The following is a 17,889-nucleotide window of genomic DNA, read 5'->3' as shown; positions in this document are numbered from 1 at the left end:
CCTCACTTCGGACCGATAGCGCACGCGTTCCACCATGTAAGAGCCAGCCCTTTCAAGGTCTTGATCAAGATGTCCCGCCTTTGGCGCGTTTAAGCAGGCGAGCGGTACTGTGATGGGCGCGGGCTACCGCGCCTTCGACATAGGGTGCGGGTTTGCGGGTCTTGGGGCCACGCGTGCGTGTGCGCACCTGAATCGGGTCGACGCAGCGGGCCAGCTCGAGCAGTTTGCCGGTAATCCCGTCGGGCGTGGCATCGCTCCAGTGCGACCATTCATCTGGCGGCAGCGCGATGAGCATGCCCTCATACTGGCTGCGAATCTGCACGGCGAGGTAATACGTCGAGACGTCCGGCGGCGCTGCACCTGTTTCATCGGCGGCGGCATGCGCAGCTTCAACACTGCGCTTGAGCGTGGCCAGCACGTTGTACGCCAGCACCGCGACGGTAAAGCCCAGCAGCGCGGCACGTGGATGACCCAGGGTGCGGATCTCGCTGTGCAGGACCGACTCGAGTCGCTGGAACATGCCCTCGATACGCCAGCGCTTGCGGTACAGCCGGGCAATCTCGTGTGCGCCCACCGCGGCAGGCAGGTTGCTCCACAACAGAATCACGGTATCGCCCGCTTCAGTCGGCTTGTCCAGCGTCAGCTCGATGCGACGCCAGACGAAGCCAGCCTTCAGGTCAATGCGTTGCTCTCGCACCTGACCTGTCTCGATACGTTCACCGTCCACCCATGGCCCGCTGCTGGCAAGCGCCGGGCTGTTGCGGCCGTGTTCGCGCACGATGAAGCAGGCCTGTGCCTGATGCCAGCCCTGCAGGATGGTCCCGGTGCAGAAGTTCCGGTCAGCCAGCCACAATTCGCCCGCGCCGGCACATTCAATCAGCGGGGCCATGGCCGAGCGCTCCTGCGCGTGCGCATCCTCGATGGCGACCAGATCTGTGACCAGACCCAGATCCGGCTCGTAGACCACCAGCGCGTGCCCCGGCAACGCCGCGCCACGCTGCTCGCGCAACGCCGCCAGCCGTTTCTCACTGGCCGGCAGGTGATTGCCATCAAGCACCCGCACACGCCAGCCGGGCAGGCTGGGCTGGCATGGCAACGCCGCCAGCACCGGCTCCAGACGCTGTGCGCTGCCCTGTACCAGGGCGCGCAGGATCGCGGGTTCGGTGCGGTTGACCTTCTCGTAGAGCGCGGCCAGCGACACCGGCAGGGGCTTCGTCTGTGTCGCTGCAGCGTGCAGCGACGGACTCAGTCCCAGCGACACCAGCGTCATCAGTTCAACCACCGTCGAGAACAGCAATTCACGTGGATATTGCCGCTGCCGGTGCTCGGCGAACACCTCGTCGATCCATTGCGGCGCGATGGCTCTCTGCAGTGCCAGGCGTGCCATCACGCATACCGGTGCCTGCTGCTCGAAACGCTTCATCACCTCGTCGAACATCCCTTCGTACCCGTCGTTCCTTAACATCTCGCCAGGTTACCAGGTTTGCAGCGCAAAGACCTTGAAAGGGCTGCATGTAAGAGCGCCAAGCTATACGACGCGACAACCTACACATAGTTTGCCACCTGGGCGGCACATACCGTTCGCTGCCGTGAGCCCCATGTACGGGTGTTTGAAGCGGGTGAGGCGCTCATTCGAAGCGTTGGCAACTCGCGTGAACAGAAATGCTGCCGTGTGCAGCGTAGGACCGGTTAGGGGCCCTCGGGCAAAAACAAGAACTGGCGGTGTTAGCCGCTTTCTTTTGCCTACTTTTCTTTGCGGCGGCAAAGAAAAGTAGGTGCCGCCCCGCACAGGGGCGACGCTTGAAGCACGAAGGCAATACGCGGATGCCAGTGCAAAGGCAGACACACCAACCGGCGCCGCCAGCACACAAAAAGCAAGAGGCAGATGCCCGCGCAGCAAAGGCAAACACCAATCCGCCCGCGCCGCGAAGTCGCGACCCGATGCCAGCGAAAGCGAAAAACGAAAACCAAACCACACCACGATCGAACAGGCATAAAGTGTGACTGAGCGGGAACGCGCCAGGAGACCCCCAATGCAACGCACCGATCCGCAGCCAGACCAAAAAGAAAGCGCAGGGTCCGCCTCAGACCCGAATAGCGAACTGACCGATCAGCATGACTACCAGCGTTGCTTCATAGCGCTAGTCCCCGACACGGCAACCCGCGACGCGCTATCGTCCATCGACATCCCCACGACTGCGCGCCGCGTCCCCTACGAACAATTGCACCTGACGGTAACGTTCATCGGCGTACTGCCACAAGAAAAAGCCGCACCGCTGATCGAATCACTAACGCACGAGACAGTGCCACTCAAGCTCACGCCAATAACAAAAATCGAACATTGGCCACGCGCCTCACACCCGCGCCTGACGGTGGCGACACTCGCCATGTCCGATGAATTCATCGCACTGGACTGGCGCGTGCGCTCGTCGATGATCGCGCTCGGCCTGCCCGTCGATGCCCGTACATTCCGGCCGCATGTTACGCTCGCGCGCTACCGCCAAGACGCGGCGGCCGTCGGCCCCGCAACGGACTTGCAAGACGAGCTGATCGCGCGCTTCGACTCGTTGACGCTCTATTCGAGCACGCTGGCTCGCACAGGCGCGCGATATCGATCACTGGCGAGCGTGCCCGTCGTCTACGCATGACGCGCAAGGCAGACCAAACGCAGCAGACCAAACAAAAATCACGACCCGCGATAGCGCTCCAACGTCAACCCATCCAGATCGATTTCCGGCTCGCGCCGCGTAATCAGATCCGCGACCACCCGCCCCGACCCCAGCGACATCGCCCAGCCCGTCGAGCCATGTCCAAGATTGATCCACAATCCGTCAATGCCGGACGGCCCAAGCAACGGCGCGCCATCGGGCGTCATCGGACGGCGTCCAACCCAGAACTGTGCGGAAGAGGGCGCCGTCGCATGTGGGAACCAGTCGTCCAGCACTTTCATCAGCGTTTGCAACGCCTGCTCGCGCAAGGTCGTCTGCCGGTTGCCAAGCTCGGCCGTACCCGCGACGCGCAGATTCGGCCCGAACCGCGTGATCGCCGTCTTCAGCGATTCGTCCATCAACGCGGCACGCGGCGACTTTTCATCGTCGACGATCTGCAGCGTCGCCGAGTAGCCCTTCACGGGATATAGCGGCACTTTCACGCCAAGCGGCGCAAGCAGATCCGCGCTGTCGACGCCCGCCGCCACGACAATGGCATTCGCCACTAGCGTCTCGCTGCCCGCCGCGCTCTCGACATGCACGCCGTGCACCGCACGGCCACGCACGTCGAGCGCCGTCACGCGCGTATCGAAGCGAAAGCGCACGCCGTTCGCCTCGCAGATCGCGCGCAATTCGCGCGTGAAGCGCGCGCAGTCGCCCGCTTCGTCGTCGGGTAGATAGAGGCCGCTCAACGGCGCCTGACGCGCCCAGCGCAGTCCCGGCTCGATCTCGGCGCATTCGGCCGCGCTCACTTCGCGATGCTTGATGCCCGCGTCGCGCAGCACGGCAAGCGCGGGCTGCGCGAGTTCGACGTCGAACGCAGTGCGAAAGAGTTGCAGATAGCCCTGGCTGCGTCCGTATTCGAACGGATGATGCCCGCGAAACTCGCGCAGACATTCGCGGCTGTAGTACGCGATGCGCTGCATCCGCTGCTTGTTGACGCGAAAGCGCGCGAGATCGCATTCGCGCAGCCAGCGCGCGATCCAGCGCCATTGCGCGAGATCGAACGTCGGCCGGAAGATCAGCGGCGACGCGGGCTTGAACAGATACTTCAGGATCTTGGCCGGCATGCCAGGCGCGGCCCACGGCGTCACGTAGCCGGGCGCGATCACGCCCGCATTGCCGAAGCTCGTCGCGAGCGCGACGTCGGATTCGCGCTCGATCACGGTGACGTCGCAGCCGCGCTCGCGCAGGCAGAAAGCGGTGGCGACACCGATGATGCCGCCGCCGAGAACGATCGTTTGCATGGTGGTATTACACGTGTTCCGCCGATTCCGCGCTTTCGGCGGCAAGCGACTTGCCCTTTGTTTCAGGCAGCGCCAGCGCCGCCACGACGACGAGCAGATAGCCCGAACCCGCGACGATGCCGATCGCCTTCACGAGCGTCATCGTCTGGGACAGCGTGCCGACCAGAATCGGAAAGAACGAGCCGACACCGCGCCCGAGGTTATAGCAGAAACCCTGTCCCGAGCCGCGAATCGCATTCGGATACAGCTCAGATAGATACGCACCAACGCCCGCGAATATTCCCTGCACGACGATGCCGAGCGGAAAACCGAGCAGCAGCATCGCGCCATCGGTGATAGGCAGCATCGTGTAGATCATGCCGAGCAGGAACGAGCCGATCGCGAACAGGACGAACGACGCGCGCCGCCCGATCCGGTCCGAAAGAATCGCGCCGACGATATACCCGATGAACGAACCGACGATCAGCACGACCAGATAGCCGCTCGTGTTGAACACGGACAGATGGCGCACGGTCTTCAGATAAGTGGGCAGCCAGGTCGTGATCGCGTAGTAGCCGCCCAGCATGCCGCTGCAGAGCGCGCTGCCGAGGATCGTCGTTTTCAGGTGCGTTGCGGAGAAAATCTGCAGGAAGTGGGAGGTATCGATGCCGCTGTCGCGCGCGCGGCGCGTCGCGATATAAATGTCGGGATCGCTGACGTTGCGGCGGATATAGATGATCCACAGCGCGGGCAAGATGCCGATCCAGAAGCACGCGCGCCACGCATATTCTTCGGGCAGCAATGCAAAGAACGCCCAGTACAGAATCGCGGCCGCGCCCCAGCCGAACGACCAGCTGCTCTGCACGGTGCCGACGGCTTTCGCGCGATGCTGCGGCGAGCGGATCGTCTCCGCCATCATGATCGTCACCACCGACCATTCGCCGCCGAAGCCGATGCCTTGCAGCGTGCGCGTCGTCAGCAGTTGCCAGAAGTTGTGTGTGAAGCCGGACAGGCAGGTGAACAGCGCGAAGGTCGCGATCGTCCATTGCAGCACGCGGATGCGGCCGTAGCGGTCGGCGAGTACGCCCGCCATCCAGCCGCCTATCGCCGACGAGATCAGCGAACTGGTCGCGATCATCCCCGCTTCGCTTTTCGACATGCCCCACGTCGCGATCAGCGTCGGGATCAGGAACGAGTAGATCATGAAGTCGAACGCGTCGACGGCATAGCCGCCGAAGCCCGCGTAGAGCGTGCGCCTTTCGCGCGTCGACAACTCGGTAAACCACTGAAATGACGCCATCCCCTCTCCTGTGATCCCGTGTACGTGGGTTGCTATTGTGATTCTGATGTTCGTCCGGCGTGCCGCAGGTGGCTTGTATTCTACGGTCCGCCTCGATTGAGGCCAATGCGCGGCAAAAAAAGCGCGCCCGTATTTCAGCCCGCGTCTCACATGGCAGGAACGGCGGGCGAGGCGCCCACATTGCGATTCCTTACTGATTGCTACTGTGTAACCTTCGAGCTGTTTTCGTCCATTACACTGCACGTCGACGCCGTAAGTGATCGACCCATACGGTTAACTACACTGTCGATCGGTTCGTCAAACCTGCACGTGACCCGCGTGCGTCTTTCGCATCTGCGCGCGGCACTCGCGCCGCACCTTGTAGACACAACAATGACTTCCTCTGCGAAAGCGGACATTTCACTCGCCGCTGCGCATGATCTCTACGCCTTGCCGATTGCGCTGGCGCCATCGCGCGCGCGAGCGCAACTCGCGTCGCGCCGCCGCTTCCTGAAGAGCACGGCGGGCGCGCTGCTGCTCTCCGGCATGGGCAGCACGCTGCTGACGGCGTGCGGCGGCAACAACGCGGGCTCGGATCAGGCGCCGACGCCGCGTCTTCAGGTGCAATCCAGCTACGGCACGATGTCGGGCTATCTCACGCGCGGGCTTGGCCTCGCGCAATCCACGGTCGATACGTTGCGCGACCGCCTTCTTCTCTGACTTTTCCGTCGCGCAAAGAAAAAACGGCCCGTCCCAGGTGGCAGCGGGACGGACCGAACAGGGAGGCGCCGAGGACGCCGGATTGCACTATAGGTCCGCAGAGCGGTGAAATGGCGCAACCGTAAGGCAAGGTAAGCGCAAACCGCGCGTACGTAACATGAGTAACGTGTCCAACGTGCGTTCGCCGCTATTCACGGCCTGGAATCGCCTCAAGCTTCCGGCACGGAGACAGGCAGCGCGACGCGCACATGCAGTCCGCCTTCCGGGTGATTCTCCACCGTGCACTTGCCGCCGCGATGATGCGCAAGACGCACGACGATCGCGAGGCCGAGCCCGCAATGCCCTTCACCGCCGCGCGCCGCATCGAGCCGCACGAACGGCTTCATCGCGGCTGCGATGCGGTCTTCAGGAATGCCCGGCCCATGATCGCGGACGTCGATGAACCATTGCAGTTCGTCGCGCGACGTCGCGATTTCGACGGGCGGCGCGCCATGCTCGAACGCGTTATCGACGAGGTTGGTGACGAGCCGGTCGAGCAGCGTGCGCGGCAGCGTGAAACGCGAACCGGCCTGCAGATCGAGCCTGAAAAGCGGTGCTTCGCCGTTGTCGCTATCGTCGGCTTCATCAGCTTCATCAGCTTCATCGCCTTCACTGCCGTCCGTGGAAGAGAACTGCTCGCGCAGGAAACCGTCCACTTCCGTCATCGGTCCTGATTCCGCCGACTGTCCCGCGAACTCCAGAAACTGCTGCACGATGTTCGTCAGCGAATCGACGTCGCGGATCAGGCCCGCGCGTTCGTGCTCGTCAGCGAGCACGCTTGCGCGCAGCTTCAGGCGCGTGAGCGGCGCTTTCAGATCGTGCGCGACGCCAGCGAGCATCACGGCCTGATCGTCGCCCGCTTCGTTCAGGCGCCGCATCATGTCGTTGAACGAGCCGATCAGATCGCGCAGTTCGCGCGGGCCCTGTTCGGAGACGGGCTCGGGCCGGCTGCCTGCGCCGAACGCGCGCGCCGCATGCGCGACGCGCGTGAGCGGCCGCTGCATCTGCCAGACGGCGAGCAGCGACAGCAGCAGCGCGGCAAGCAGCATCGAAACGGATTCGATCACGAAGCGCGGGCGCGGCGGCACGTCGACGGGAATCACGACCCACATCGACTTGCGCGGAAAGCGCACCCACAGACGCGGCATATGCGTGTCGTCGACGGCGATCTCGGTGCCGGCGGGCAGGCTCGCGCGCAAATGGCGCGTGAGTTCGACGAACGGCCTGCGCGTGGGCGGTTCGAGATGGACGGTGGCCGGCATGTTCCATGTCGGCACGAGATGCACGCGCAGCGCCGGCGCGACGTCGGCGCCGTTGACGGGCTCACCGTTCGCGGCCTGTAGCGCGAGCAGAATGCCGCGCGCGTAGCCATCCACCTCGTGATGCGGCGGCTGCATCACGACCAGCACGAACCAGCCAGCCTGAATTGCAAACAGCACCGCCGACGACAGCAACGCCATCCTGCCGAACAGCGTATTCAGCGGATTCCTGATGCGGGTCACGCGAGCATCACGCGGGATCGGCGGCGAAGGGCGCGCCATTGGGGTCCGCGTCGGGGACGAACACGTAGCCCTTGCCGCGTACCGTCTGCACGTAGCACGGATTCGACGGATCGTTTTCGATCACGCGGCGCAGACGCCAGATAGGCACATCGAGACTGCGGTCGCGGAACGGCAGGTCGTCGCGATGCACGAGATCGTGAATCAGCACGCGCGACAGCACCTTGTACGGATTGTTGACGAAGATCTTCAACAGCGCGAATTCGCTGTCGCGCAGCGTGACGCGTGTCTCGTCGCGTGACAGCGTGCGCGTCGCGAAGTCCAGTTCGAACGGACCGAAGCGATAACGCTTGCGCGCTTCCGGCGCGCTCGTCGTGGCCGGGCCGCGACGGCGCAGCACCGTCTGGATGCGCGCGAGCAGTTCGCGTGGATCGAATGGCTTCGTCAGATAGTCGTCGGCGCCCAGCGACAGCCCGATGATGCGATCGGCCACCGTGCCGCGCGCCGTCACGAAGATCACGGGAATGTCGTCGCCGGCGGCGCGCAACGCGGTGAGCGCGCGCAGGCCGTCGGTGTTCGGCATCATGATGTCGAGCACCACGACGGAAGGCCGCTCCCGTTCGAGACGGCGTTGCAGATGCGTGCCGTCATGCAGCACGGATGCATCGTAGCCATTCGATTGCAGGAAGCGGCAAAGCAGATCGCGCACGACGGGATCGTCGTCGACGATGAGGACCTGTGGATTCATACCGAAATTCTAGTCCGGCAAGGCTGGTCGGCGGTTGAAGCTTTCCTTACGAACACTTACTCCAACTCTCATGCAGCGTGCACGCGGCGAGCGGCTTCTCAAGCCTTCCTTGCTGGGCGGGGCGGTGCGGGCCGCCGCGCGCGTTGCAGTCCGCAATATTTCTGTCACGCGCGCCTTCCGGATGTTGAGCGAAAACCGCTGCATTGTGCGGGTTTGGAAAGATTTCGCGTGCATTCGCAAGCGGTCGTAAGTACCTCAGAAATACGTGCGTTGCTTGAGCCATCGTGACAACGAGGCAGACGGGATCATTCGCTACGCCACACGCCGCCGTGTGCGCCGGACTCAGCGATGCTTTCGCGAACGGGCGCACGGCGATCCCGAAGACTCTCGCACTTCACGAGGTTTGCCATGACTGTTCAGAACAACCACTTCACCACGCAACTGCAAAGCATCGCCCGACCTTCCGCTGCTGAAAAGCCGTCCGCGCGCGGCACGTCCACGACGGCCGCCTCGACGGCGACGGGCGACAAGGCGGGCGCCACGCAAACGTCCGCGTCGCCCGTCGGCATGGTCGGCAATCACGTCAACACGACGGCCTGACGTGCCGGAGTTCGCCGTGCCGAAATCACGCTTTTACACGCGCGTAAGACGCGCTGCCGCGCGCCTCGCGATGTGGTCGGCCGTGGGCGCGGCGGTGCTGCCGCTCGACGGTTGCGCCGTCGCGGCGCTGCCGTGCCGGTTGACCTCGGCGACGCTGAAGATTCTGCCCGTCGTCGGCCATGTGGCCGCGACGCCGTTCGACGCCTGTGCCGCAGCCATCGACTGAGCTGCTGCCATCAGTTACGCGAGGCGAGCCATGCAACTCACTTCGATCGGGCGCGTGCTGACCGCATGCGCTGTGGCCGTGTCCTGCGTGCTGATGCCGTTCGCGGCGAGCGCGCAGAACATGTTGCCGCCGCAACAGGCGGCCGCGCTGCGCATGTCGGCGATCGGCGCCAAAAAGCGCACCGTCGACAAGCCGTTCGCGTTTCGCGGCATTCCGCTCGGCATCACGCTCGATGAATTTCGCGCCGTCTCGCGGGTGCGCGCGACGCCGCTGGGCAGCGTACCTGTCTGCGAGACGGACAACGTCGCGGGCTCGCTCGGCATGCGGCTGAAGACATCGCAGAGCCTGACGATCGCGTGCCAGTGGGCGCATCGCGCGGCGGACGGGTGGGAAGTATCGCGTGCCGTCGTGGACGGCACGCCTGCTGACGAGCATGTGCTGCGCTTCGTGCGCGTCGGTGGGCAGAGTGGCTTCCGTCTGTACGAGATTTCGTTCGTGATCGACGAGATCACGGCCGACGATTTGCGCGACGCGTTCGAGGACCGCTACGGCGCGCCACGTACCGCGACACAGGTGAGTTCGCCGACGGCTGGCCAACTGCCCGTTTACATCTGGGAAAACGACGTGAGTTCGATCACGTTGTGCCTGTTGCCCGCGACGCACAACGCGACGCTCATCTACCTGCTGAAGGACCCGGACGCGTATATGAAGTCGGTGGTGCGGCAATGGCAGGCGAGCAGTCCCGACGCGGGTTGACGGGAGATTTCGATTGGCTTCATTGCTTAATCACACGCAGAGGCATGACACACCATGAACGCCATGCACATGCCACGCGCCGCCGCCGTGCTGACGAGCGCCGCCGTTTTCTACGCGCTCGCCGGTTGCGGCGCCACCAAAGATTCGATCGTCGACACGCCGATGCTGCCGCCACTGTCGACCGCGCCGCTCAACGTGAACACGCAGGGCGCGATCTTTCAGGCGGGCACTGGGATTCTGCTGTACGAGACGCCGCGTGCGCAGCATATTGGCGACGTGCTGACGATCCGTCTGTCCGAGTCGTACACCAGCTCGAACAGCACGAATGCGCAGGCGAGCCGCGCGAGCGACATCACGGCCGAAGCCGCCGACAAATCGACGGGTACGGCGGCGCGTCTGGCGCGGCTGTTCAACATCGGCTCGGCGAGCACGACGTTCAAGGGACAGGGATCGATTGCCGATACGAGCGGCATGACGGGCACGCTCGCCGTCACGGTGATCGGCACGATGCCGACGGGCAACCTGGTCGTGTCGGGCGAGAAGCTGATTTCGATGGGCGGCAACCGTGACCGGCTGCGTCTGTCGGGCATCGTGAACCCGAAGGATATCGAGTCGGGGAACTACGTCGCGTCGAGCAAGGTGGCGGATGCACGCATCGAGCAGGCGGGGCAAGGCATGCTTGCCGATTCGACAACGCTTGGCTGGCTGCAGCGCATGTTCATGAGCGTGTTGACGTTCTGATGCTTTGCGCGGGCGGCGCGGCTCGCGCGTTCCTTCTTGCGTTGGCGGGCGGGCTGTTGGCGCTTGCCGATGTGCGCGTGAAGCGCGGCGCTGCCGAGCTTCAGAGATTCGCGACGGGCGCGTCGTAACGTTCCGCTGCGCCGATCTCGCCATCCGGCACGAACACATAGCCTTTGCCCCACACGGTCTGCACGTAGCGCGGCTCGGACGGATCGACTTCGATGAGCCGGCGCAAGCGCCAGATCGAGACATCGAGGCTGCGATTGCGGTGCGTATCGGTGCCGCCATGCAGTTTTTCGAGCAGTTGCGCGCGCGTGAGCACGGTCATCGCGTGCGAGACGAACACTTTGAGCATTGCGAATTCGCTGGAGCGCAGGGCGATGCGTTCGCCGTCGCGGCGCAGTTCTCGCGCGGGGAAATTCACTTCGAAGCGACCGAAGCGATACGGCGCGCGATTTTCGGGCGCGCTTGGCGCTGCGCTTTCGCGCCGGCGCAGCACGCTGCGGATGCGCGCGACGAGTTCGCTCGGATCGAAAGGTTTGCCAAGATAGTCGTCCGCACCCAGCTCGAGACCGATCACGCGATCGATCACATCCGCGCGCGCGGTCAGCAGGATCACGGGGATGTTGTCGCCTGCGAGGCGTAGCGCGCGTAATGCGCTGATACCGTCCAGCTCGGGCATCATGATGTCAAGCACGACGAGCGCGGGACGTTCGTGCTGCAGCGCCTGTTGCAGCGCCATGCCGTTTTCGAGCACGGACACCGTGAAGCCACGGCCTTGCAGATAGTCGCGCACGATGTCGCGGACGACGGGGTCGTCGTCGACGACCATAATGGATGAGTTCATCCTGGCGATAGTAGTTGGGGTGCGCTTCGCGCGGAAGCAGGGGATGCTTTCGAAATCTTTCATGCGTAAGAGGTTTTGTTTTTTTTGCCTGCGACGCTGGGTGGTGTTTCTGCCTTTTCGTTGGCATCCGCGTTATGGTGTCTGCCGTTCAAGCGTCGCCCCTGTGCGGGGCGGCACCTACTTTTCTTTGCCGCCGCAAAGAAAAGTAGGCAAAAGAAAGCGGCTCACACCGCCAGCTCTTGTGTTTGCCTGAGGGCCCTCTACCGGTCCCACACTTCACACGGCAGCGCATGTGTTCCCGTGCGTTGCCAACGTTTTTAACAGGCGCATCCCCCGTTTCGAACTCCCGCACAAAGGTCGGCGTTGTCGAACGACTTCGGCCCTATAGCGGCAAACTGTGTGTAGGTTGTGCCGTCGTACAGGGTAGCGCTTCTACATGGAAGCAGATCGCGCGCTTTCGGGTTCGAAGTGAGGCGTGTGCGGTGCTACGGCCTACACACAGTTTGCCGCGTAAGAACGTGGGAAATTTGATGTCGCGCGCAGCGACGTGGGGGCGTGAAGCGGGTGATGCGTGTATTCAAAGCGTTAGCAACGCACGCGAACAGATACGCTACCGTGTGGAGTGTGGGACCGTCTGGGGGCCCTCAGGCAAGAAGAAAGATTAGCGGTGTTAGCCGCCTTCTTCTGCCTACTTTTCTTTGCGGCGGCAAAGAAAAGTAGGTGCCGCCCCGCACAGGGGCGACGCTTGAACGGCAGACACCGTAACGCGGATGCCAGCGCAAAGGCAAACACACCGACTGGCAATGCACGAAGCGCAAAGGCAAACCACACCGCCCGGCAAAGCCCCTGCGGAGCACTACTTCCCAATAGCCGAAGTCTGAATAGTCTCAACCTGCAGATGAGCGATCTGATTCACAACCATCTTATCGATCAACCCATCAAGCTTCACCGAAGCACTCGAATACCGATCGACCCCAAGCCCACCCGTCTGATACCGCGCGGTAACAAGAATCCGCCCATGCTGAATCAGCGTGAGATCGATCATGGAAAGATACTGCATCGGTTCGTCACTGAACGAGCGGCGCCCATAGTCGACAGACGCGTTATACACGAGCCGCGCCTCGCACCCAGCCGGCGACGTCCCCGGGTTATACACGTCAGATCGAATCCCGCGCTTATCGAGCGCAAGTTGCAACGCAGGCACGAAGTCGCCAACAGAGACCAGCTGGTTCACCTCGATGCAAACAGTGCTGATCTTCGCGCGCCGTCCATTGATAAAAGTCGGCGACGAATAGTTCGAAGCGATCGCATAGCCCGCCTGAATCACGGACCCCGTCGCATCGGCGGCCGTAATCAGCGTCCACGCGCACCCGCCCAGCGACATCAAACAAAACGCCGCGAGCGAGAACCGCAAAACATGCGCGAATGAAGAGGCGATCACGATGCGCTCGCGAGCAGGCTGATTGAGATGACGTCAGGTCGTGTCAAGAGCGCTCAGCGCGCAATGCGCAGACGCAGTTCGTTCTGACCTTGCACGCTCGCCGTGACGCTCACGCGGCGGTCGGCCGTCTTCACGATGAAGTGCTGGCGCATCGGCGTGTTGATGTCGTGCACGACGTTCGGGAAGCACGCAGCGATATCTGCGCCGATTTCTTCGAGCGGATCGTTGACGAAGCCGTCGGCTTCCCAATGCGCGCGCCAGCGGCAGTCGTACGAATGCGCGTTGGCACGGCAGTCATCGATCGGATCGACGCCCGGCAGCGTCGCAGCAGGCTCGTCGCGCAGCTTCTTGAAGTCGGCGGACGACACGATGTGCGACAGCGCGGGGCACACGTCGGCGGGTTCGGCCTGCTTCACGGGCGCGGTCTGCGCGGCATTCGCTGCCGTCGCGAACAGCAGCACGGCCGTGGCCGTCAGCGCGGCGTCGCGGCTGGACTGCGCGATACGAAGAGACAAACGGGAAAGCGTGGGGAGGCGGCGGTCGAATGACATGGCAGGTATTTCCAGTGACGTTGAGTTTGCGTCGCGGGCTGCGCCAGGGGAGCGTTTGGCCCACGATGCAATCGTCGCTGGAAAGGCCCGCGCGCAAAGCGCGGAACAGCGCATGCGCTTCGGAAGTGCTTTCGAACTGTTCGAGAGTCTTTCAGGATGTTGCGCCGACTGGAAGCGCGTAAGGCTCGCGCGACGCCTAGCCGAGCGTCAGCCCGCCGTCGACGTGAATCACCTGACCGGTGATGTGACGCGCAGAGTCGGAAAGCAGAAAGGCGATCAGCGCGGCAATGTCGTCGGGTTCGGCGACGTGCCCGAGCGGCGTCGCCTCCGCCGCGCGCGCCCACGCGGGCGCATTCTCCGCGCTCGGTCCGCGATCCTTGCGCGTATAACCCGGCGCGACGCAATTCACCGTGACGCCGTGCGACGCCAATTCGGCGGCCGCCGTTTTTGCCAGCGACTCGAGCGCGGCCTTCGCGGCCGCCGTGCCCGCAAACGCGGAGTCCACGCGATAGCGATGCGCAACGAACGAACTCACGGCCACGACGCGTCCGCACTTCGATGTTTCGAGCGCAGGCGCCGCCCGTTTGACGAGCGCGCCGAACGCAGCGGGCATTGCCGCGAACGACTCCGCGAGCGCATCGAAATCGAGCGTGCCGATGGTCTGACGCTGCGCGTGTCCTGCGTTGGCGACGATCTGGTCGAGCGCGCCAAAACGCGCGAGCGTCTGATGAACGGCATGTTCGGATGCGCCGCGTTCGGCGAGATCGGCAAGCACCGTTGCGCACGTCGCGCCGCTCGCCGCGCAGGTCACTGCGACCTGATCGAGCCGCACGCGCGAAGCCTCGTCCGCGCCGCGCGCGTGCAGCATCAGCGCGACACGCGGCGCGGCGATGCGCCGGGCGAGCGCGGCACCGATGCCGGAGCCCGCGCCCGTCACCAGCACGACGCGCTCGAACGGCGCGTCGCTCACGCGGCCTCGCGCTCGACCGCGCGCTCGATGAACAGCGTGTGCTCGTGGAACGCTTCAAGCGTCTTGCGATGCGCGACGCTGACGATCGCCGCGTTCGGCAGACGCTCGATCAGCGCGTTGTAGATGATGCTTTCGTTCTCAGGATCGAGCGCGCTCGTCGCTTCGTCGAGGAACAGGAAGTCGGGCTGTTGCAGCAACGCACGCGCTGCGGCAAGACGCTGCTGCTCGCCCGGCGACAGTGAGCGTTCCCAATGCGTCGATTCGCCCAGGCGGTCCGCGAGTTCCGGCAAGCGGCAGACCGCGAGCACTTCGCGGCACGCTTCGTCCGAAAAGGCGGAAGCCTCCGACGGATAACAGAGCGCCGCCTTCAGCGTGCCGATGGGCAGATAGCTGCGCTGCGGGATGAACAGCAGTTTCGCGTCGGTGGGCTTTTCGATCGTGCCTTCGCCGAACGGCCACAGGCCCGCGAGCGTGCGCATCAACGTGCTCTTGCCCGCGCCCGAAGGCCCGCGCACCAGCCAGCGCGTTTTCGGCGCGATGGTGAACGAACCGACGTTCGCCATCGGCTCGCCGTTGGGACGCTGCAGACGAAGATTCGTCACTTCGATCGAATCGGCATCCGTGATGTGCACGTTGATGCCGCCGTGCGCGGTGCCTTCGACGACCGACTCATGCAGATGCTGCGAACGCATCACGCGATTGAATTCCCGCAGACGGTTGACGGTGGCGCGCCACTCGGCGAGCGAATCGTAATTGTTGATGAACCAGGAGAACGAATCGCTGACCGTGCCGAACGCGCCCGTCACCTGCTGGTACATGCCGAACGAGATGCTCTTCGAAAAGTACTTGGGCGCAGCCGCGATGTACGGAAAGACGATAGCCAGCTGCGAGTAACTGATGACGACGATGTTGAAGCGTCGCGTGAAGCGCATGATGAGGCGCCAGTTTTCGCGGATGTGCGAGAACACGCCCTTGAGCTGCTGCTCTTCCGAACGCTCGCCCTGATACAGCGCGATCTGATCGGCGTTTTCGCGGATGCGGATCAGCGAGAAACGGAAGTCGGCTTCCACACGCTGTTGCTGGTAGTTGATCGACACCAGCGGATGGTTGACCTTGTGCGTGACCCACGAGCCGGCTGCCGCGTAGATCAGTGCCGCCCACACCATGTAACCCGGAATCGAAAACTCCGTGCCGAACATGTGGAACGCGAACGCGCCCGACAGGTTCCACAGGATCACGATGAACGAGAACAGTGTGACCGTGGTCGACAGCAGGCCGAGCGACAGATTCAGCGAGGCGCTGGCCAACCCTTGCAGGTCGGCGGAAACCCGCTGGTCGGGGTTGTCGGCGAGACTGTCGCGCTCGATCCGGTAGTACGCGCGGTCGCCCAGCCAGTCGTTCAGATAGCGGTTGGTGAGCCACTGCCGCCAGCGGAATTCGAGCATCTGGCGGAAGTAGGTCCGGTACGAGCCGAGCAAGATCAGCGCGAGCGCAATCACCGTGAACTGCAGCAGCGAATATTTGAAGACGGGATAGTTGTATTGCTGGATCGCGTCGAAGAACGTGCGCTGCCAGGTGTTGAACCAGACGTTGGCCGCGACCATCGTCATATTCATCGCGATGACGAGCGCGAGCAGGCCCCGCGCTTTCCACCGATCCTCGGACACCCAGTAGGGCTTGATGAGGCCCCACGCGGTGATGTCCGTCGGATCTTTCGAGTTGTCGATCATAAGCATCCTTTCATACGGTCGGCCGGGCGGCGGCGAGATGCATTACGCAGCTGCATGGTGCTGCTGTCGCATCCCGTCGAGTGGGTGGCCCGGCTGCGATTGTTCCGGCACCGACTTAATCTGAACTTAAGCGGACGTTTCACCGTGCCTCGGCGCGGCCTCGCAAACCCGACAACGGCCTTGCAGTGGCGCGGCATTCCGTCCGCATTGACGCGTGCCATTGTGCCAGAGCAACAGGGAACCTCGCCAAAATCAGCCGCGGCCGATTGAGGTCTGCCCGGGTTTGCGGCGCGCGCAGCTTTTATGGTCTAATGGTCCGGACGAAACAGGGGTGCTTCGTGCGCTGGCAGTCGCTGCAGCGAGGCTGAGAGAAACCCTTCGCACCCGATCCGGGTAATACCGGCGCGGGAAGTTTTCGGGAAGTATTTCCTGGAAGTTCTCCTTCCGCCGGGTCGGCGTTCCCGTTTTTTGTGAGCGCCTATGCCCGGCTGGCCTTGCCCGCCGGTTTCGTCCTTGGGTACGTGCGCACTTTGCCGTACGGAAAGGATTTGATGACCGCTCATTCTTCACCTATTCGCTTTATTGCTGCGGGTTTCGCCCGTCGTTTTGTCGTGGGCGCGCGGTTTGCGACGCGCGAGGCTTGCTTCGGAGCCACACGATGAGGACTTCTGCTCAACCGGATTTCGCCGTGATCGGCGGCGGGCTGTGCGGGCGTCTCGTCGCCTGGCAACTCGCGGGCGAAGGGCATCGCGTTGCGCTTTATGAGCGCGGCGACGCGGCCGGCTCGCAGGCCGCCGCGTGGGTCGCCGCAGCGATGCTCGCGCCGCTGGCCGAGGCCGCCAGCGCCGAACTGCTGATTACGCGGCTGGGCGCGGCGTCGCTGGAAACGTGGCCGACCTTGCTCGCGCAATTGCCCGAGCCGGTGTTTTTCCAGCGCAACGGCTCGCTGATCGTCTGGCATCACAGCGATCGCGCCGAGGCGCCGCTCTTCGAGCGTCGGCTGCGCGCCAACGCGCCCGCCGAACTGCTCGACGGCGGACTCGTCGCGCTAGCAGGCGCGCAGGTCGGCGTGGCCGAGCCCGCGCTCGCCGGCCGCTTCACGCAAGGCTGGCTGCTGCCGCACGAAGGCCAGCTCGATAACCGCCAGGTGCTGTCGGCGCTGGCTGCGGGGCTGGCACAACGCGGCGTCGAGACGCACTGGAACACGTCCGTCAGCGACAGCGCGTTGCCGCCCGCGAAGATCACGATCGATTGCCGCGGGCTGGGCGCGAAGCCCGTGATGCCGACGCTGCGCGGCATTCGCGGCGAGGTCGCGCGCGTGCACGCGCCCGGCATCGATCTGACACGTCCGGTGCGCCTGTTGCATCCGCGCTATCCACTCTATATCGCGCCGAAGCAGGACGATCTGTACGTGATCGGCGCGACGGAAGTGGAGGGCGAGGATATGTCGCCCGTCAGCGTGCGCTCGGCGCTCGAACTACTGAGCGCGGCGTTTTCGGTGCACCCCGGTTTCGGCGAGGCGCGCATTCTCGAATTGAACTCGCAATGCCGGCCGACGCTGCCCGACCACCGTCCCGTGCTGCTGTGGGACGGCGCGAGCACGCTGCGCGTGAACGGGCTGTACCGGCACGGCTACATGATCGTGCCGGAAGTCGCGGGCGAAGCGGTGCGGCTCGCGTCGGCGCTGCTCGATGGCCGCGTCGCCGATTCCGACGGTTTCGCCGACTGGCAGCGCAACGCGCGCTGGAGCGAGCTGTTCCGGCTCGACCGCGAGCCTGCTGTCACTCTCAATGTTTGAACTCATAGAC

The 17,889-nt window shown here is 63.9% G+C and carries 17 protein-coding genes and 1 riboswitch; of the genes, 7 read left to right on the top strand and 10 right to left on the bottom strand.

Annotated elements, in window-relative coordinates; genetic code table 11:
- Positions 1-64: 64 nt before the first annotated feature.
- Positions 65-1,387 carry an IS4 family transposase gene (locus C2L64_RS16590; RefSeq protein ID WP_090836744.1) on the bottom strand — a complete coding sequence of 441 codons (1,323 nt, stop codon included), beginning with the start codon at positions 1,385-1,387 and terminating at the stop codon, positions 65-67.
- Positions 1,388-2,033: 646 nt separating this feature from the next.
- On the opposite strand from C2L64_RS16590, the gene thpR reads away from it, so the two are divergent.
- Positions 2,034-2,648: an RNA 2',3'-cyclic phosphodiesterase gene (gene thpR, locus C2L64_RS16585; RefSeq protein WP_007739210.1), complete on the top strand. Its 615-nt coding sequence runs from the start codon at positions 2,034-2,036 to the stop codon at positions 2,646-2,648.
- Between the two features lie 38 nt (positions 2,649-2,686).
- Here thpR and C2L64_RS16580 read toward each other — a convergent pair whose 3' ends face one another.
- Positions 2,687-3,955, bottom strand: coding sequence for a D-amino acid dehydrogenase (locus tag C2L64_RS16580; protein ID WP_090836698.1), 1,269 nt, complete (start codon positions 3,953-3,955; stop codon positions 2,687-2,689).
- A gap of 7 nt (positions 3,956-3,962) precedes the next feature.
- On the bottom strand, positions 3,963-5,234 hold the full coding sequence (locus tag C2L64_RS16575) for an MFS transporter (protein WP_086909810.1): 1,272 nt from the start codon (positions 5,232-5,234) through the stop codon (positions 3,963-3,965).
- Between the two features lie 372 nt (positions 5,235-5,606).
- Here C2L64_RS16575 and C2L64_RS54890 point away from each other — a divergent pair, with 372 nt between their 5' ends.
- A complete protein-coding gene (locus C2L64_RS54890; RefSeq protein WP_244144619.1) occupies positions 5,607-5,933 on the top strand; it encodes a tyrosine-protein phosphatase in 327 nt (108 codons plus the stop codon).
- A 209-nt stretch (positions 5,934-6,142) separates the two neighbouring features.
- Here the strand turns inward: C2L64_RS54890 and C2L64_RS16565 are convergent, their stop codons facing one another.
- The gene (locus C2L64_RS16565) at positions 6,143-7,465 is read right to left on the bottom strand and encodes an ATP-binding protein (protein WP_176133886.1); all 1,323 of its coding nucleotides are present in this window, start codon (positions 7,463-7,465) and stop codon (positions 6,143-6,145) included.
- Positions 7,466-7,481: 16 nt separating this feature from the next.
- A complete protein-coding gene (locus C2L64_RS16560; protein ID WP_007739205.1) occupies positions 7,482-8,219 on the bottom strand; it encodes a response regulator in 738 nt (245 codons plus the stop codon).
- A gap of 408 nt (positions 8,220-8,627) precedes the next feature.
- Between C2L64_RS16560 and C2L64_RS16550 the strand changes: the two genes are divergently transcribed.
- The 4 genes from C2L64_RS16550 to C2L64_RS16535 are packed head-to-tail and all read left to right on the top strand — an operon-like array spanning position 8,628 to position 10,542.
- Positions 8,628-8,819: a hypothetical protein gene (locus C2L64_RS16550; RefSeq protein WP_007739204.1), complete on the top strand. Its 192-nt coding sequence runs from the start codon at positions 8,628-8,630 to the stop codon at positions 8,817-8,819.
- 16 nt (positions 8,820-8,835) lie between these two features.
- Positions 8,836-9,045 carry a DUF6726 family protein gene (locus C2L64_RS16545; protein WP_035991111.1) on the top strand — a complete coding sequence of 70 codons (210 nt, stop codon included), beginning with the start codon at positions 8,836-8,838 and terminating at the stop codon, positions 9,043-9,045.
- Positions 9,046-9,075: 30 nt separating this feature from the next.
- Complete coding sequence (locus tag C2L64_RS16540; protein WP_009771307.1) at positions 9,076-9,801, top strand: hypothetical protein; 726 nt, start codon at positions 9,076-9,078, stop codon at positions 9,799-9,801.
- 54 nt (positions 9,802-9,855) lie between these two features.
- A complete protein-coding gene (locus tag C2L64_RS16535) occupies positions 9,856-10,542 on the top strand; it encodes a flagellar basal body L-ring protein FlgH (RefSeq protein ID WP_090836702.1) in 687 nt (228 codons plus the stop codon).
- Between the two features lie 100 nt (positions 10,543-10,642).
- Here C2L64_RS16535 and C2L64_RS16530 read toward each other — a convergent pair whose 3' ends face one another.
- The 5 genes from C2L64_RS16530 to C2L64_RS16510 all read right to left on the bottom strand — a co-directional run bounded on the left by C2L64_RS16530 (position 10,643) and on the right by C2L64_RS16510 (position 16,081).
- Positions 10,643-11,389, bottom strand: coding sequence for a response regulator (locus tag C2L64_RS16530; RefSeq protein WP_009771308.1), 747 nt, complete (start codon positions 11,387-11,389; stop codon positions 10,643-10,645).
- Between the two features lie 856 nt (positions 11,390-12,245).
- Complete coding sequence (locus C2L64_RS16525) at positions 12,246-12,773, bottom strand: hypothetical protein (RefSeq protein WP_238554897.1); 528 nt, start codon at positions 12,771-12,773, stop codon at positions 12,246-12,248.
- Positions 12,774-12,883: 110 nt separating this feature from the next.
- Entirely contained in the window at positions 12,884-13,381 is a 498-nt protein-coding gene (locus tag C2L64_RS16520; RefSeq protein ID WP_090836706.1) for a hypothetical protein, read from the bottom strand.
- Between the two features lie 196 nt (positions 13,382-13,577).
- Entirely contained in the window at positions 13,578-14,351 is a 774-nt protein-coding gene (locus C2L64_RS16515; protein WP_090836708.1) for an SDR family NAD(P)-dependent oxidoreductase, read from the bottom strand.
- The gene (locus C2L64_RS16510; RefSeq protein ID WP_009771312.1) at positions 14,348-16,081 is read right to left on the bottom strand and encodes an ABC transporter ATP-binding protein/permease; all 1,734 of its coding nucleotides are present in this window, start codon (positions 16,079-16,081) and stop codon (positions 14,348-14,350) included. Before C2L64_RS16510 ends, C2L64_RS16515 begins: the two co-directional genes overlap by 4 nt.
- A 317-nt stretch (positions 16,082-16,398) precedes the next feature.
- Positions 16,399-16,509: riboswitch (TPP riboswitch) on the top strand.
- Positions 16,510-16,739: 230 nt separating this feature from the next.
- On the opposite strand from C2L64_RS16510, the gene C2L64_RS16505 reads away from it, so the two are divergent.
- A complete protein-coding gene (locus tag C2L64_RS16505; protein ID WP_090836710.1) occupies positions 16,740-17,879 on the top strand; it encodes an FAD-dependent oxidoreductase in 1,140 nt (379 codons plus the stop codon).
- Positions 17,880-17,889 lie beyond the last annotated feature (10 nt).

The sequence above is a fragment of the Paraburkholderia hospita genome (assembly GCF_002902965.1).
Taxonomy (GTDB): Bacteria; Pseudomonadota; Gammaproteobacteria; order Burkholderiales; family Burkholderiaceae; genus Paraburkholderia; species Paraburkholderia hospita.
The sequence above is the reverse complement of the archived record's forward strand: the minus strand, read 5'-3'. Positions and strand labels throughout refer to the sequence as shown.

Coding starts and splice junctions, on each gene's coding strand:
- C2L64_RS16550 (WP_007739204.1), top strand. CDS start 8,628: ATGACTGTTCAGAACAACCACTTCACCACGCAACTGCAAAGCATCGCC.
- C2L64_RS16525 (WP_238554897.1), bottom strand. CDS start 12,773: ATGTCGCTGGGCGGGTGCGCGTGGACGCTGATTACGGCCGCCGATGCG.
- C2L64_RS16530 (WP_009771308.1), bottom strand. CDS start 11,389: ATGAACTCATCCATTATGGTCGTCGACGACGACCCCGTCGTCCGCGAC.
- C2L64_RS16510 (WP_009771312.1), bottom strand. CDS start 16,081: ATGATCGACAACTCGAAAGATCCGACGGACATCACCGCGTGGGGCCTC.
- C2L64_RS16535 (WP_090836702.1), top strand. CDS start 9,856: ATGAACGCCATGCACATGCCACGCGCCGCCGCCGTGCTGACGAGCGCC.
- C2L64_RS16540 (WP_009771307.1), top strand. CDS start 9,076: ATGCAACTCACTTCGATCGGGCGCGTGCTGACCGCATGCGCTGTGGCC.
- C2L64_RS54890 (WP_244144619.1), top strand. CDS start 5,607: ATGACTTCCTCTGCGAAAGCGGACATTTCACTCGCCGCTGCGCATGAT.
- C2L64_RS16590 (WP_090836744.1), bottom strand. CDS start 1,387: ATGGCACGCCTGGCACTGCAGAGAGCCATCGCGCCGCAATGGATCGAC.
- C2L64_RS16575 (WP_086909810.1), bottom strand. CDS start 5,234: ATGGCGTCATTTCAGTGGTTTACCGAGTTGTCGACGCGCGAAAGGCGC.
- thpR (WP_007739210.1), top strand. CDS start 2,034: ATGCAACGCACCGATCCGCAGCCAGACCAAAAAGAAAGCGCAGGGTCC.
- C2L64_RS16505 (WP_090836710.1), top strand. CDS start 16,740: ATGAGGACTTCTGCTCAACCGGATTTCGCCGTGATCGGCGGCGGGCTG.
- C2L64_RS16520 (WP_090836706.1), bottom strand. CDS start 13,381: ATGTCATTCGACCGCCGCCTCCCCACGCTTTCCCGTTTGTCTCTTCGT.
- C2L64_RS16560 (WP_007739205.1), bottom strand. CDS start 8,219: ATGAATCCACAGGTCCTCATCGTCGACGACGATCCCGTCGTGCGCGAT.
- C2L64_RS16580 (WP_090836698.1), bottom strand. CDS start 3,955: ATGCAAACGATCGTTCTCGGCGGCGGCATCATCGGTGTCGCCACCGCT.